This is a genomic window from Alkalihalobacillus sp. NPDC127517 (assembly GCF_050276055.1).
Taxonomy (GTDB): Bacteria; Bacillota; Bacilli; order Bacillales; family Bacillaceae_D; genus Alkalicoccobacillus.
The window spans coordinates 261,072-276,123 of the sequence record NZ_JBNNQX010000001.1 but is presented as its reverse complement, the minus strand read 5'-3'; the positions used below and the strand labels follow the sequence as shown (position 1 = coordinate 276,123).

The window sequence follows — 15,052 nt, the reverse complement described above, 5'->3', positions numbered from 1 at the left end:
AGGGATTCCCTTCTCGCACCCATGTGGTATAATCCCCTTTATGAGTAAGCGGGAAGAAGTGTCATATACTATCAAATAATAGCGTCAAGGCCAGATTCCTGGGCGCTGTTTTTTCTATTGTTCGCTTACATAAGAAAGGATAATGTTTGCATGAAACGCATCTTAGAAGTGATCAAACAGGACTGGAGAAACATTAAAGGTACTCCAATTGTTATGCTTTTACTTATCGGGTTAATGATCTTACCCTCTTTATATGCATGGTTTAACTTAAAGGCAACATGGGATCCTTATGGAAATACATCAGAATTAGCCATTGCTGTTACAAATGAAGACGAAGGAGCTGAGGTTCGCGGCGAGCCCTTTAATGTGGGAGACGAGCTCGTCGATAAGCTAGCTGATAATGACAAACTTGGTTGGACATTTGTGTCAGAGGAGGAGGCAGAGCGTGGAGTCATTCACGGGGATTATTATGCGAGCATTCATATCCCATCTGACTTCTCAGAGAAAATTAGTAGTGTCCTGACAGACTCTCCGGAAAAACCGGAGCTTGATTATAGTGTAAACGAAAAAATCAATGCGATTGCACCTAAAATGACATCTGCTGGAGCTTCAACGATTGTTGAAGAGATTAACGAAAATTTTGTCCAGACAGCCACAGAAGCGATCTTTGATGAATTTAACGAGATTGGCGTACAGCTTGAACAAGAGCTGCCGACGATTCGAAATATCGAGAATCAAATCTTTGAATTAGAGAATCGATTACCTGAGATTAGTGAACTAGGTGATCAAGCAATACGACTTGAAGAAGCTCTTCCGGAAATTCGGAAGCAGGGACAAAAAATTGTAGAGCTTGAGGAGCGTATTCCTGAAATGAATGAAGCAGGAGATCAGATTCTAGAGCTAGAAGAACGCTTCCCGGACATTAAACAAGCTGGGGACCGAGTACTTGAGCTGCAACAACGAATTCCTGAAATTCAGCAGGCTGCAAACGCTGTTCAAGAAGTGGATAACCGTTTTGATGAAATTGCAACAGAACTAGATACAGCGCTTGAGCAAGTAGGGAAAGCGCAAGATGTTATCGGTCGGGCGCAGGCTGCACTTCCGATCGTAGAAGATGTAGCGGATCAAGGCTTAGATTATGTAAATCGATTCCAAGGCTTTTTAGATGAAAATGACGCAGCCTTTGCGGCGATTGCACCAGCTATTGAACAAAACCTACGTCTAGTAGAGCAAACAACCTCTGCTGCAGCTCAGCTTACAGGTGCGTTACGTGACGCCGAGCCATCAGAAGAAGCAATTCAAAGCGCATCAAATTTGAATGATCGACTAACTTCAGCCATCTCAATGCTTGATCAAACCATTAGCTTGTATCAAGAGCTAGAGGAATTCTTGCCGGGGAGTCCATTAGCAGATCAAATTGGTCAACTGCAATCTTTAAGAACGGAGCTTGTTTCAACACAAGAATCTGTGCAGCGTGTGCAAAGCGCACTTGAAAATGGAGAACAGCCTGCCGAGGATGCGTTGAACGAACTAGACAAACGAGCAAACGCAGCGAACGAACGCAGTTCAGCCGCTCGTTCTCGTTTTGAATCAGGTGGAGCTGATACGATTAACACAGCTCTTGGACAAATTCGTGAAACGGCACAAACCGCATCTGATAATCTAACAGAGGCGACGGAAATGCTGCCAAACGTAGAAGGAATCTTGAACGATGCAGCGGGTATTGCGGATTATGGACAAGAAGAGCTTCTGCAAATCCGCGAGGCGATGCCAGAGATTGGCGCTCGTGTGCATGAAGTCGCACAAGCAATTAATGAGGAATTGCCACGTGCCATTGATGCGATTAACAAGGCAAGTGACTTTGTGCAAAACGACCTTGGAAACGTAGAAGATCAAATTCACCGTGCAGCTGACTTTGTTCGTAATGATTTGCCAGGGGCAGAGGACCAGATTCGTAAGCTGTCAGATTTAGTTCAGAACCGTTTGCCAGAAGCGGAAGAATCCGTTCATAAGATTGCTGATGTGGTACGGAATCAACTTCCTGACATGGAGGAAGCGGTAAAGGATGCGGCAGATCGCATTCGTGATTTTGATGAAGATTACGATCTAGGGGAGATCATCGAGTTATTAAAAAATGACGTACAAGCAGAAAGTGAATTTTTCGCAGATCCGGTTGTGTTAAATGAGGACCGTAAATTCCCTATACCAAACTACGGATCAGCAAGCTCACCATTTTACACGTCTCTCGCACTATGGGTTGGAGCGTTATTGCTTGCTAACCTTTTAAGAGCTGATGTAGAAGATCCTGAAAATCGATATAATTTTGTCCATGTATACTTTGGACGTCTGGTTACGTTCCTTGTAGTGGGAGTGGGGCAAGGATTAATTGTGACACTCGGTAACATTTTTATCCTCGGTGCATATGTGGACTCAAAAATTCTCTATGTATTGTTCGGCATTCTCATCAGCCAAGTGTTCATGACTATTGTCTACACGCTCGTATCTGTATTTGGGAATATCGGTAAGGCACTCGGCATTATTTTAATGGTGCTGCAGCTATCTGGAGGAGGAGGAACCTTCCCTATCCAGGTTGCACCACAATTTTTCCAAATGATTAATCCTTTCCTTCCGTTTACCTATGCCATTGGCTTATTACGAGAAGCTGTGGGAGGAATTGTCCCGTCAATTGTCTGGACAAACATCGGATTCCTGTTTTTATTCTGGCTCGGCGCAATCGCGTTTGGCTTATTACTGAAAAAGCCATTACACAAACGAATCCAAGCCACAGCAGAAAAGTCAAAAGCAAGTGGAATGATTCAATAACAGTAAGGCGAAACAGGTGAGGTAAAACCTGTTTCGCCTTTTGTATATTCTCGTACTTTACCGATGAATTCGCTATACTAAAGAGAATGGGGGTTGATAAAAATGAAAGACATGCATATAACAGTTATCGCGCCTTACGAAGGACTTCAAAAAACAGTCAAACGCGTGATCCGAGATCAACAACCTTTCACATATAATGTGCACCTTGCTGATCTCGAAGAAGCTATCCCAATCATTCAAAAGGTAGATGATAAAACAGATCTCTATATTAGTCGCGGAGGAACAGCTAATGTCATTAAGGCTCATTCAAATAAGCAGGTCATTGAAATTCCGATCTCAGGCTATGACATCTTAAGAACGCTGTTATTAATTCAGGATGATAAGGAAGAAGCTGAGATCATTGCATTTGAAAACATTTCAAGTGATTTTAATGAAATTTCTCAGTTGCTTGGAATAGAAGTTCCTATCACGTCCATTCATTCTGCCGCTGAAGCTGAACCGGCCGTCATCAAAGCTAAAGCCTCAGGTCGGAGGGTTATTATTGGAGACACAGTCACAAACGATTTTGCACAGCGTTATGGAGTAGAAGGTATTTTAATCACATCGGGTGTAGAATCCGTTAAGCAAGCATTTGAACAGGCTGAGACCATCCGCCAAGTGCATCTTTTTCATGATGAAGAGAAGGAATTGTTTAAGGCATTAGCCACAGAGATGGATGAATCTTTTTTGGTGGTAAGAGACAAGGAAGTACGCTTTAAAAATAACTCTTTAAAAAGGCTGGAACATCAAATCAATGTGAAACATTTACTGGAACAGTTGTTTGAACAGCTAGAGAATGAAATCCTTCCAAATGAAGTGAACTATACGTTGTACGATGAGGAGAAACCTTACCAATTGAAAGTACAAGCATTAGGAATAAAAGAGTACTTCATCATCTCCATTCGAACAATCGAACAAATAATTCCGAGATCCTGTAGTAAGTTTCAAACGGATGGACTTACCTTCCCATTAGTTCTAGGAACAAAATCAGAATTGGTGAATCGGTTTGATCTATTGGTTGAGAGTAACGATCCAATTCTCATTCTGGCAGAAGAGGGATCTGGAGAACGCTGTGTCACAGAAGCGCTTATAGCGAACCGATTGGCATTGGAATGTGACTTGCGTAAACAGGTTGATGTGGACGAGCTATTCCAAACGCAGTTACCACTATTTTTGTCGCATCTTCATGCCTTACCTGAATCTAAGCAGAAAGAATGGATTGATGCTGCAACAAGAAACAAGGGACCGGTTGTTTTCTTTTCTGATAATGATGTAAACAAGGAATGGTTTAAAGGTAGGACCTTAGAATTGCCGGCACTGTCTGCAAGGCTTGAACAAGACCCGAGCTTTATACGTACGTTTATATCTCAAGCGAATAGCCGATTTGGCAAGCAAGTCATTGGACTAAAAAACACAGCAGCTGAAATCCAAGAATTATCTCACAGACATTCACTTGTATCGTTTAGAGACCTAATTTTTCAGGAAGTTGAGCAAACACAAGCTTCGCACATTAGTCTCGAAGTCAGTCAGCTAAATCATGAACAAGAGGGCGTTATATGTTTAGATCTAAGTAAAACCCTTGATGAAATGGAAAGTGAAATCATTCAACGAGTGTTAAAAGAGGAAGGGTTTAATCAATCTAAAACGGCTAAACGGCTTAATGTGAACCGAACAACAATCTGGAGAAAACTAAAATAGTGTTGCATTTAGCAACTTATTTTAGTTTTTTTATTGTTTTTTTAAAAGATAGGTGTATATTTATGACTGTAAACGTTTGCTTAATTATTTTCTAGAAAAAAGTATTGCAAAATAGAACAGAAAGTTGGTAAGCTGATGAGATTAAAGCAATCAATCGAGAAAATCCCTGGTGGAATGATGGTTGTTCCTCTTTTACTTGGAGCCCTTATTAATACGGTTATGCCACAAGCGTTACGAATTGGAAACTTTACGGAAGCGCTTTTTGTAAACGGTGCCTCAACACTAATTGCCTTATTTCTTCTATGTGCGGGATCTCAAATTAATGTAAAGAGTTTTGGTGTTTCTTTTGGAAAGGGTTTCACGCTGTTACTGATTAAATGGATTTTTGGAGGAGCTGTTGGTGCAATCATTTTCCTTTTGGCAGGCGGTGCAGAAGGACTATTTCTTGGACTTGCTCCTATCGCTGTTATTGCGGCAATGACGAATTCAAACGGTGGGTTATATGTTGCACTCGCAGGTCAGTATGGGAAAAGTGAAGATAAAGCAGCATACTCTGTGCTTGCGATGAATGATGGACCGTTGTTCACAATGTTAACGCTATCTGTGTTAGGAGCTGTTGGTCTTCAAGGTGGATTTTTTGAGGTTACAGCCTTCATAGGTGTCCTGTTACCAATTCTTATTGGTTTCATTTTAGGAAATATTGATGGAGATATGAGAACATTTCTTGGCAAGGGAGCGGATGTTCTTATTCCATTCTTTGCGTTCGCATTAGGCATGAACATTAGCTTCTCTTCCATCGTAGAAGGTGGCTTACCTGGAATTTTGCTTGGTGTCTTGGTAGTTTTAATAACGGGACTCACAGGATACTGGGCATTTAAAATCTTTAAATGGAACCCGCTTGTTGGAGCTGCAGAAGGGTCAACAGCAGGTAATGCCGTTGCCACTCCAGCCGCCGTCGCAACAGCAAGTACAGCTTTTGCGTACAACGTTGAGCTAGCTACGGTCCAAGTAGCAGCAAGTGTCGTAACAACGGCCATTTTACTTCCGATTTTTGTAGGCTTTTTAGCTAAACGATTAGAAAGGAAGCAAGGCCCTGTAACATCAGAGGAGTGAACATAATGAAAATCGCAATTATAGCGGATGATATAACAGGAGCAAATGATAGCGGGGTTCAGCTTGCCAAAAGCGGGCTGAAAACGGCTGTCTGGCTTAATAATGGACAACAACAAACGATTGAATCACTAGAAGCTGTAGTGATTGACACTGATAGTAGGGCGATGGGCGAGAGTGAAGCTAGAGAGTCCATAAAAGCATCCTTACACGTCTTAAAACCGTATAAACCGCAGCTTTTGTTTAAGAAGGTGGACTCGACTTTACGAGGAAATGTTGGAGCAGAGCTTGATGAGTTCATCAAGCTTAACCAACCAGACTATGTCCTTTTAACACCAAGTTTCCCGGAAAGCAGAAGAACAGTTAGTGAGGGGCTTTTATACGTTGATGGAACGCCAATTGGTGAAACGGAATTTGCGTTAAACGAGGCTGACCCGGTTAAGGACTCACGAATTGCTGATCATATTGGAAGGCAGTTTAAAGGAGAGCTTGTAGAGGTTCCAGAGGAATTATGGACAAAAAGTCCAAGTAAGATCGAGGCATGGCTCAAGCAGAATCAATCTAGAAAAGGGTGCGTGTTCATTTGTGATGCAACCAGCTCACACACATTAAAAATGATTGCCCGGTTTGCACAAGGATCCACAGATCAAATCCTTCTCGCAGGTTCGGCAGGTCTTTCCTCTGTATTAACGATCAAAAGTAATGGAGGGAAAAGCGAGGTTAAACGAACCCAACCAACGCAGCCACTTTTATATCTAATTGGAAGCATGAGTGATATCAGCCGTAAGCAGGTGCAGCACTTACTGAATCAGGAACAAGCTGTCGGTATAAAAATGGACGCATTAAAAGCAGTAGATGAAGATGAGTTTGTAAGAGCAACGGAGTTCGAAAGAGTGAACAAAGTGGCACATGCAACCCTAAAGGATCTGAAAATACCTGTTATTTATTCTGGTACAGAGCGACATGAAATTGATGTGGTTTATGCGTATGCCCAAGAGCATAACATTCCACTCTCTGTTATCAGTAAGCGTATTGTTGCACTACTTGCAGCGGTTGGGGAAAACCTTATTCAAACCAATTCATTTCAAGCGATCATCATGACCGGTGGGGATACAGCGAAGGCACTCTGTAAACGAATTGATATTAGTCAGCTTGATTTAATTGATGAGTTTGAAACTGGTATTCCAGTATCTATGTTTACGGGTTCGCTTGAAGGTACCTACGCGATCACAAAGGCAGGAGCATTTGGTACGGAGCAAACATTTAGCAAGATTTATCATTTTTTTATGGAGGGTGCGATAAGATGAAGAATCCAATTATCGGTATTACTATGGGGGATGCAGCAGGAGTTGGACCCGAAATTATCTCAAAGGCCTTTGCTTCCGGCGAACTTTTTCAAAGTGGTCGTCCACTAGTCATTGGAGATTACGAGCTGATGGAGCGTGCTGTCTCCATTACCAACACAGAATTAAACGTGGTTTCTGTGAAGGATCCAGAAGAATGTGTGTTTGAACCGGGAACGATTGAAGTAGTAGATCTTAAGCTTCTTCCTAAAGATCTTCCATTTGGTCAAGTAAGTGAAGAAGCTGGAAATGCAGCTTTTAGATTTGTGGAAAAAGCCATTGAACTAGCGAAAGAATCAAAGATCCATGCGATCTGTACGGCGCCACTTAACAAAGAAGCGATGCAAAAAGCAGGACACATGTATCCAGGTCACACAGAAATTCTAGCTGAGCTAACAGGAACGAAAGATTTCTCAATGATGCTTTCTGCGCCAACGTTAAAAGTCATTCATTTAACCACGCATGTAGGTTTACGAAAAGCGATTGATATGATCAATCCAGAGCGTACACATAAGGTTATCACACTTGCTGATGAAACATTAAAAAATGCAGGTGTACAAAATCCTCGAATTGCCGTGTGTGGAATCAATCCTCATGCTGGTGAAAACGGATTGTTTGGCGAAGGAGAAGAGGAAGAGAAATTGATTCCGGCCATCAAACAAGCGCAAAAGGAAGGGATTAATGTAGAGGGTCCTTATCCTGCTGACACGTTGTTTTTCCGCGCGGCACGTGGAGATTTTGACATGGTTGTAGCGTGCTATCATGATCAAGGGCACGTTCCAATTAAGGTTATGGGACTTGAAGCTGGAGTTAATATCACAGTGGGTCTTAAAGGTGGAATCATTCGTACATCGGTTGATCACGGAACCGCATTTGATATCGCAGGTAAGAATATTGCAGACGAGCGTAGCCTAATCGCAGCCTATAAGGATGCGGTAGAACTCGCTCCAACTTCTAAATAAAGAGAAGGGCAGCAAACATTGAGAAATGTTTGCTGCTTTTTTATATGGATCCAAACAGACCTCTCAATAATGGTTAGGTTTACAAAGTAAAAATCTGATAAACTGGATAGATTAGTTTTAGAGGAGTCGATCATGAATACGTATCTAGAGATGTTTATTCATTTACTTGAACGCGCGGCGTTGCTTTTAATTTGTTTGTACTTCCTGACGAAGATTCCGGGCTTTCGGGAGTTATTGCAAAAGGACAAGTTATCCTCACCGCGTGAATTAACTGTTGTTACGATTGTATTTTGTGCGTTTGCTTTATTTGGAACGTATTCTGGCATAGAAGTAGAAGGGTCCCTTGTTAATGTGCGGACGATTGCGATTGTTGCAGGTGGGATTCTATTTGGTCCGTGGGTTGGAATTATTACCGGTTTGGTCTCCGGCGTACACCGGTACGTGATCGACATAGGTGGAGTGACGGCCATCCCATGCTTAATTACCAGTATCACAGCAGGGATTATGGCTGGGATTGTCCATTTTAAAGTAAAGAAGAAAAACTGGTGGCTCGTTGGTATTGCGGTAGGGATGTTCTGTGAAATGCTTACCATGGGCTTAATCCTGCTTCTAGCTGAACCGTTTGAGCTTGGAGTAGAAATCGTGTCAATTATTGCGATTCCTATGATTCTTGGGGAAGTCAGCATCGGATTAATAATCCTGCTTGTATTAAATATTGAAGGAGAGAAGGACCGCGTAGCAGCCGAGCAATCCAAAATGGCGCTTGAGATTGCAAATAAAACCCTACCCTATTTTCGATCAATTAATCAGGATTCTCTTCACACGATCTGTCAGATTATTAAGGATGACATTGAAGCAGATGCGGTTGCTATTACGGATACGCATCATGTGCTTGCTTATGTTGGGTACGGAGAGGAACGGTATACGGCTGGAAGTAAAATAAACAGTGAGCTTACCAAGCAATCAATCCGAAGTGGAGAGATTACAATCCGTAATCAGGTGGCCGATCATCATACGCCACAAATTCAATGCCTGCTCATTATTCCATTTAAAGAGCATAATGAGGTCACTGGCTCTCTTAAGATTTACTATCAAAAAGCGAATAAAATTACGGATTCATTGCAGACCATGGCAATCGGACTCGCACAAATCATTTCTACATTAATGGAAATCTCACGTATCGAACAAATCCGTGCAGGAGCAGAACAAGCGGAATTGAAGGCCCTTCAAGCAACAATTAATCCACACTTTCTCTTTAATGCGCTCAATGCCATAGCTTCGACAACACGGACAGATCCGAAACATGCCAGGGAGCTAATTATTAATCTGTCAGGATATTTACGATATAATCTTGAACTGAATGACGAGATGATTGAAATCTCTCAGGCGATAGAGCAGGTACAAGACTACGTTGAAATCGAAAAAGCACGGTTTGGTAGTAGACTGAAGGTGCACTATGACATTGATCCGGTTGATGTTCGAATTCCTAGCTTATTAATTCAACCGTTAGTTGAAAATGCCATTAATCATGGGGTACAAAAAGGAAAACAGCAAGGAGAAGTCACCATCCGTGTGAAGGATCTAGGAGAAACGGTACGAATGACTGTGATGGATACAGGGGTTGGAATTAATCAAGAAGTGATTGACCAGCTTTATGCGGACAAGGTTTCAGCTAAATCGATTGGCCTTGCGAACGTGCATCAGCGAGTGAAGCTGATCTATGGGGAAGGCTTAGTGATTCGTAGGCAAAATCCTGGCACGTTAATCTATTTTGATGTAGCAAAAAGGAAGGATATCAAATGAAAGCAATTATCGTAGAAGACGAAATTCCTGCTCAAAAAGAGCTGCAGTACTTAATTGAAACACATAGTCAAATTGAAGTCCTGGCTTGTTTTGAAGATGGCATCGAGGTGCTGAAGTATTTGCAGGACCATGAACCGGATGCCATTTTTCTAGATATTAATATCCCCTCTCTTGATGGCATGATGCTCGCTGGTCATATTAGCAAATTTGAAACGAAACCAGCGATCATTTTTACAACAGCCTATAAGGAGCATGCAGCGAAAGCATTTGAACTTGAAGCCTTTGACTACATCTTAAAACCATATAGTGAAAAACGTGTAGCAGCGATGCTGTCAAAGCTGGAAACTCATTTTCTAAAGGGAATTGAGCAGGGTGCAAAACAGATCCCAACTAATGTGATCCAACGAATCAATGGCTGGAAAGACGATAAGATTTATGTCATTCCTGTAGAGGATATTTACTATGCGGAAGCCAATGAGAAGCAAACTCTTATCTATACAAAGGATGAGATGTATTCAGTCCCATCAACAATCTCTGTTTTTCAAACGGAGATGCCAGACGATTTGTTTTATCGCTGTCACCGTTCATATTCCGTGAATATCACAAAAATCCATGAAATTGTGCCATGGTTTCACAATACGTATCTTCTAAAATTCAATCAATTCAAAGCAGAGATTCCTGTAAGTCGTGGGAAGGCAAAAGAATTCAAACAGTTGATGCGATTATAGAAACCATTCATGCTTCGCTTTATGCAGTTCATTCCAATCTGCGTACGCCCTATTCATCCGGTGCTAGACTTTAGGTAGAGAGATCATGTTACTATCGGATGAAAAGAGGGGCGTAGAATGACTACAACAAAGACTAACCGACTATGGATCATTTTTGGAACCGTTCTCGTACAAATGGGACTAGGAACAATTTACACTTGGAGTTTATTTAATCAACCATTAGCCGAATTAAATGGCTGGAACTTAAATGCAGTGACTGTTACGTTTTCCATTACAAGCTTTGCCTTGGCTTTTGCAACATTATTCTCAAGCAAAATTCAAGAGAAGATCGGTATACGGAAGCTTTTAATCTTCTCAGGGCTCACCCTTGGTTTTGGGCTGATCTTAAGCTCGTTTGTCTCATCACTTTGGATGCTTTACATTCTTGCAGGGGTTGTTGTTGGATTTGCGAACGGTACGGCTTATATTTCGTCCTTATCAAATTTAATTAAGTGGTTTCCTGAACGCAAAGGACTTATATCTGGGATTTCAGTTGGAGCCTTTGGAACAGGTAGCTTTTTGTTCCGATATGTAAATGGTGCGTTTCTAGCATCATTTGGTGTCACGCAAACCTTTTTACTTTGGGGATTATGTGCGCTTGTTTTAATTGTTGGTGGAGCTTTCTTTGTAAAAGAAGCAAAAGCTGCAGCGGCTGTAGCGAGCGATAAACAGTTAAAAGACTATACCGTAAAAGACATGTTAAAAACAAAACAGTCTTATATGCTTTTTATTATCTTCTTCACAGCATGCATGAGTGGATTGTATTTAATTGGTGTTGTAAAGGACGCAGGGGAAAGTCTTGCAGGGCTTAGTCCAGAAACGGCGGCTAACGCCGTTGCATTAGTAGCGATCTTCAACACAACAGGTCGCGTTGTGCTCGGTGCCCTTTCAGATAAAATGGAACGTATGCACATCATTGCAGGAACACTACTAATGACGGCACTTGCTGTTGCCGTCCTAAGCTTTGCCGAGCTAAACTTTGGATTATTCTTTGCTTGTGTGGCAGTGATTGCCTTCAGCTTTGGTGGCAACATTACGATTTTCCCGGCGATTGTCTCCGATTACTTTGGCATGAAAAACCAAAGCCGTAACTACGGTGTCATTTATCAAGGCTTTGGAATTGGGGCTCTTGCAGGATCCATGATATTCACGATGATGGGTGGATTTGTCCCAACATTTATGATCATTGCAGGACTTTGCTTACTATCCTTTATCCTGGCGATTATCATTCGTAATCCAAGATTACACGTGGCAAAGGCCAAGGAAACAGAAGAACGTTATGAAGGACAAGTTGTGATTGATAACTAAAAATAAGAGCATTCCGCGTGTTGGGATGCTCTTATTTTGCGTTAAGGTACTAAGACATCGATTGCGGTTTCTACATCCTTTATATAAATACTAATGGTGTCTGTATCACTTGTATTGATCTGAAAAACTTGCAGTGAATCTTCGGGAGCTTGCTCGGACGTTTCCGTTAATTTTAGGATGTACGTATCGTCGGTCGTTTCAACAGTATAGTCAACTTCTTGTTGGGACTCAGGTTGATAAATTACATAAGGCTGGTTACGATCTTTCCCGTAAATAAGCTGTAAATTTCGAGTCAGATCAACTTTGTCTTCAATCTCTGAAGGAACATCAGATAACTTTGCAGCTACTAGTTCACTACCAGAACAACCGGTCAAGGCAATGCCAAGTATACAAAGGCTAATGATTAATTTTCTCACAAAACCACTTCCTTCTCTTTAGATGAGTTCTACCTATATACTGTATGTAGGTAGGAATGGTTTCAGTTTTATAATGGAGGTTGATTAGATGAGTCGTGTGATTTTAGGTAAAGAGTTAGAACAATGGAAAAAGGAATTTCCTCAACTGCAGCAATTAATAAAAACAAAGCCTATAACATGGTTTAACGAAAACAATACGAATGAAGAGCCAATCCATTTTACTATAGAAGAAGCAGAGCAACGCTTAAGGCGATTTGCTCCATTTTTAGCAAAAACATTTCCTGATACAAAAGCAAATCAAGGGTTCATTGAATCGCCTATTCAACGAATGACGTTTGCTGAGCAAGAAATTGAAAAACGCTTTTCTTTAGAAATTCCCGGTAAGCTCTGGCTTAAATGCGACCACCAACTCCCGATTTCAGGATCCATTAAAGCACGTGGTGGAATTTATGAAGTATTAGTGCACGCAGAAACACTAGCGATTCAACATGGACTGCTGGAGGAATCAGATGATTACTCAATACTGGCGAGTGAATCATTCCGTTCTTTTTTCTCTACTTACAAAATAGCTGTTGGTTCTACTGGGAACTTAGGGCTAAGTATTGGTGTCATGGGAGCGAAACTTGGGTTTCAGGTTACGGTTCATATGTCAGCAGATGCAAAGCAGTGGAAAAAAGATCTACTTCGGTCCAAAGGTGTAGAGGTGATTGAATACACTTCAGACTATAGCAAAGCGGTGGAAGAAGGAAGAAAACAGGCAGAAGCTGATCCACATATGCATTTTGTAGACGATGAGAATTCAACCACCCTTTTTGTTGGCTACGCAACAGCGGCGAAGCGACTTGCGGGTCAGCTCAGAGAACAAGGGATTGAAGTGAGTGCGGCGTGTCCTTTAATCGTCTACCTACCATGTGGAGTAGGCGGGGGGCCAGGTGGCGTCACGTATGGATTAAAGCGGGAGTTTGGCGAAAATGTCCATTGCTTTTTTGTTGAACCGACACATTCTCCGTGTATGGTGCTCGGAATGATGACGGGATACCATGACCGCGTATCTGTGCAAGACTTTGGAATTGACAATCAAACGATTGCTGATGGGCTAGCTGTTGGACGAGCCTCGGGGTTTGTTGGTAAGCTGATGGAGCCGCTCATCTCAGGTATCATGACGGTGGAGGATACAATGCTTTATAAGCTGCAAACGTTATTAGTAGATACAGAGAAGATTCAGCTTGAGCCATCGGCTGTTGCAGGACTAGCAGGGATGATTCAGCTGCAGAAGGACCATTCACCACCTAACTTTTCCAACGCTACACATTTAGTTTGGGCTACAGGTGGAAGTATGGTACCAGAAGAACAAATGCACCAAGATTACCAAAGAGGGAAAACGCTTTGGGAGAGGGATAAATGATCGTTAAACAAACGTTTATTTTAATGAAAAAACCCAATCTTTACAAAGCTTTAACCGAATTATCGTGGGGGACTGTGGTATAATCATGTGAAACTATGTGTTAAGGGGGCGTCAGCTTGAAACGAATCGGTATTGCGTTACTTGCTTTTGCTGGACTATCTCTTCTCATTCTTAATATTATTCAAAATTTAGACGGGCAGGCAGTTGCAGCAGACGATGAAGAATTAGCAGAAAAAATAGACCAATTGAATCCTGAGAATGGGGAAGTTAGTTATTTAGATTATTTACACTACTGGGCATTAACCCATGATCACGTTCAAATTGCAGTAATAGGAAGCAGCGTGACAAATGGAAAAGGGGCAAGCTCGACCTCGAAGAACTGGCCGAGTCTCATGCTACAATCCATTCAACAAACTCAAGCAGTACTAGAAAAAAGTAAAATTAGTAATTACGGAGTAAACGGAGCGACGATACAGAACCTGCTTGATAACGGAAGCTTCGAGCAAATGATTGAGGAAGAACCTAATTTTATCATTATTGAAAGTTCCATCTTAAATAGCCATAGAAAAAATGAACCATTAAAAAATACAAATGAGTCCATTCAGTTAGCAGTCGAGCAGATTGAGCAAGCACTACCAACAAGCAAAATCCTGCTCACATCACCAAACCCGGCTACAACAAAGCTTGATACAGATTACAATGATATCGGACTAAATTATCAAGAGTATCTTGAAAGTACGGAAGACTATATCCTCAGCCAAGGCTGGAACTACGCAGATATGTATGGCGCGATGTTAATTGATTTTGAAGAAGAAGGATTAACCCTTGAGCAGACATTAGCGGACGGTTTGCATCCAAATGATTTAGGATACAGAATTTGGGCTCGTCAGCTGATGCGTTATTTAGAAGAAGAACGAACGTTATAAGATTGAAACCACTGTCTCTGGAGGAGGCGGTGGTTTTTTGGGGATTAGGTTGACGTGGGGAGTGATGTGATAGAGGGGAGATTGAAGCGATAGGCCCTCGGATCGATGGGATAGAGGGAAGATTGAAGCGATGGGCTCTCGGATCGATGTGATAGAGGGGAGATTGAAGCGATAGGCCCTCGGATCCATGGGATAGAGGAAAGATTGAAGCGATAGGCCCTCGGATCGATGTGATAGAAGGAAGATTGAAGCGATAGGCCCCCGGATCGATGTGATAGAGGGAAGATTGAAGCGATAGCCCTCGGATCGATGTGATAGAGGGAAGATTGAAGCGATAGGCCCTCGGATCGATGTGATAGAGTCAAAATCAGAGCAAATTCCTCCGAATCGCCTCTCCAACACCACTCTCCACATAAAAAAGAACCGCGGTCTCCCCGCGGTTCTACTCATTC

Annotated in this window: 11 protein-coding genes; 10 read left to right on the top strand and 1 reads right to left on the bottom strand. The window is 42.0% G+C overall.

Going from position 1 to position 15,052, the window contains the following annotated elements; translation table 11 throughout:
* Positions 1 to 150 precede the first annotated feature (150 nt).
* From ACQKKO_RS01250 to ACQKKO_RS01215, 8 genes are all read left to right on the top strand, one after another.
* Positions 151 to 2,823, top strand: coding sequence for a YhgE/Pip domain-containing protein (locus ACQKKO_RS01250; RefSeq protein WP_498643527.1), 2,673 nt, complete (start codon positions 151 to 153; stop codon positions 2,821 to 2,823).
* 102 nt (positions 2,824 to 2,925) lie between these two features.
* Entirely contained in the window at positions 2,926 to 4,560 is a 1,635-nt protein-coding gene (locus tag ACQKKO_RS01245; protein ID WP_498643525.1) for a PrpR N-terminal domain-containing protein, read from the top strand.
* Positions 4,561 to 4,695: 135 nt separating this feature from the next.
* Positions 4,696 to 5,673, top strand: coding sequence for a 2-keto-3-deoxygluconate permease (locus tag ACQKKO_RS01240; protein ID WP_498643523.1), 978 nt, complete (start codon positions 4,696 to 4,698; stop codon positions 5,671 to 5,673).
* Between the two features lie 5 nt (positions 5,674 to 5,678).
* A complete protein-coding gene (locus ACQKKO_RS01235) occupies positions 5,679 to 6,977 on the top strand; it encodes a four-carbon acid sugar kinase family protein (RefSeq protein ID WP_498643521.1) in 1,299 nt (432 codons plus the stop codon).
* Positions 6,974 to 7,975: a 4-hydroxythreonine-4-phosphate dehydrogenase PdxA gene (gene pdxA / locus ACQKKO_RS01230; RefSeq protein ID WP_498643519.1), complete on the top strand. Its 1,002-nt coding sequence runs from the start codon at positions 6,974 to 6,976 to the stop codon at positions 7,973 to 7,975. Before ACQKKO_RS01235 ends, pdxA begins: the two co-directional genes overlap by 4 nt.
* A gap of 132 nt (positions 7,976 to 8,107) precedes the next feature.
* Positions 8,108 to 9,778: a LytS/YhcK type 5TM receptor domain-containing protein gene (locus tag ACQKKO_RS01225; protein ID WP_498643517.1), complete on the top strand. Its 1,671-nt coding sequence runs from the start codon at positions 8,108 to 8,110 to the stop codon at positions 9,776 to 9,778.
* Positions 9,775 to 10,506, top strand: coding sequence for a LytR/AlgR family response regulator transcription factor (locus tag ACQKKO_RS01220; RefSeq protein WP_498643515.1), 732 nt, complete (start codon positions 9,775 to 9,777; stop codon positions 10,504 to 10,506). Before ACQKKO_RS01225 ends, ACQKKO_RS01220 begins: the two co-directional genes overlap by 4 nt.
* Before the next feature lie 117 nt (positions 10,507 to 10,623).
* Positions 10,624 to 11,853, top strand: a complete 1,230-nt coding sequence (locus ACQKKO_RS01215) for an L-lactate MFS transporter (protein WP_498643513.1) — start codon at positions 10,624 to 10,626, stop codon at positions 11,851 to 11,853.
* A 41-nt stretch (positions 11,854 to 11,894) separates the two neighbouring features.
* Here the strand turns inward: ACQKKO_RS01215 and ACQKKO_RS01210 are convergent, their stop codons facing one another.
* Positions 11,895 to 12,269: a hypothetical protein gene (locus tag ACQKKO_RS01210; RefSeq protein WP_498643511.1), complete on the bottom strand. Its 375-nt coding sequence runs from the start codon at positions 12,267 to 12,269 to the stop codon at positions 11,895 to 11,897.
* A gap of 88 nt (positions 12,270 to 12,357) precedes the next feature.
* On the opposite strand from ACQKKO_RS01210, the gene dsdA reads away from it, so the two are divergent.
* Both dsdA and ACQKKO_RS01200 read left to right on the top strand, forming a co-directional pair.
* Complete coding sequence (dsdA, locus tag ACQKKO_RS01205) at positions 12,358 to 13,674, top strand: D-serine ammonia-lyase (protein WP_498643509.1); 1,317 nt, start codon at positions 12,358 to 12,360, stop codon at positions 13,672 to 13,674.
* Positions 13,675 to 13,790: 116 nt separating this feature from the next.
* Entirely contained in the window at positions 13,791 to 14,600 is an 810-nt protein-coding gene (locus ACQKKO_RS01200) for an SGNH/GDSL hydrolase family protein (RefSeq protein ID WP_498643507.1), read from the top strand.
* Positions 14,601 to 15,052 lie beyond the last annotated feature (452 nt).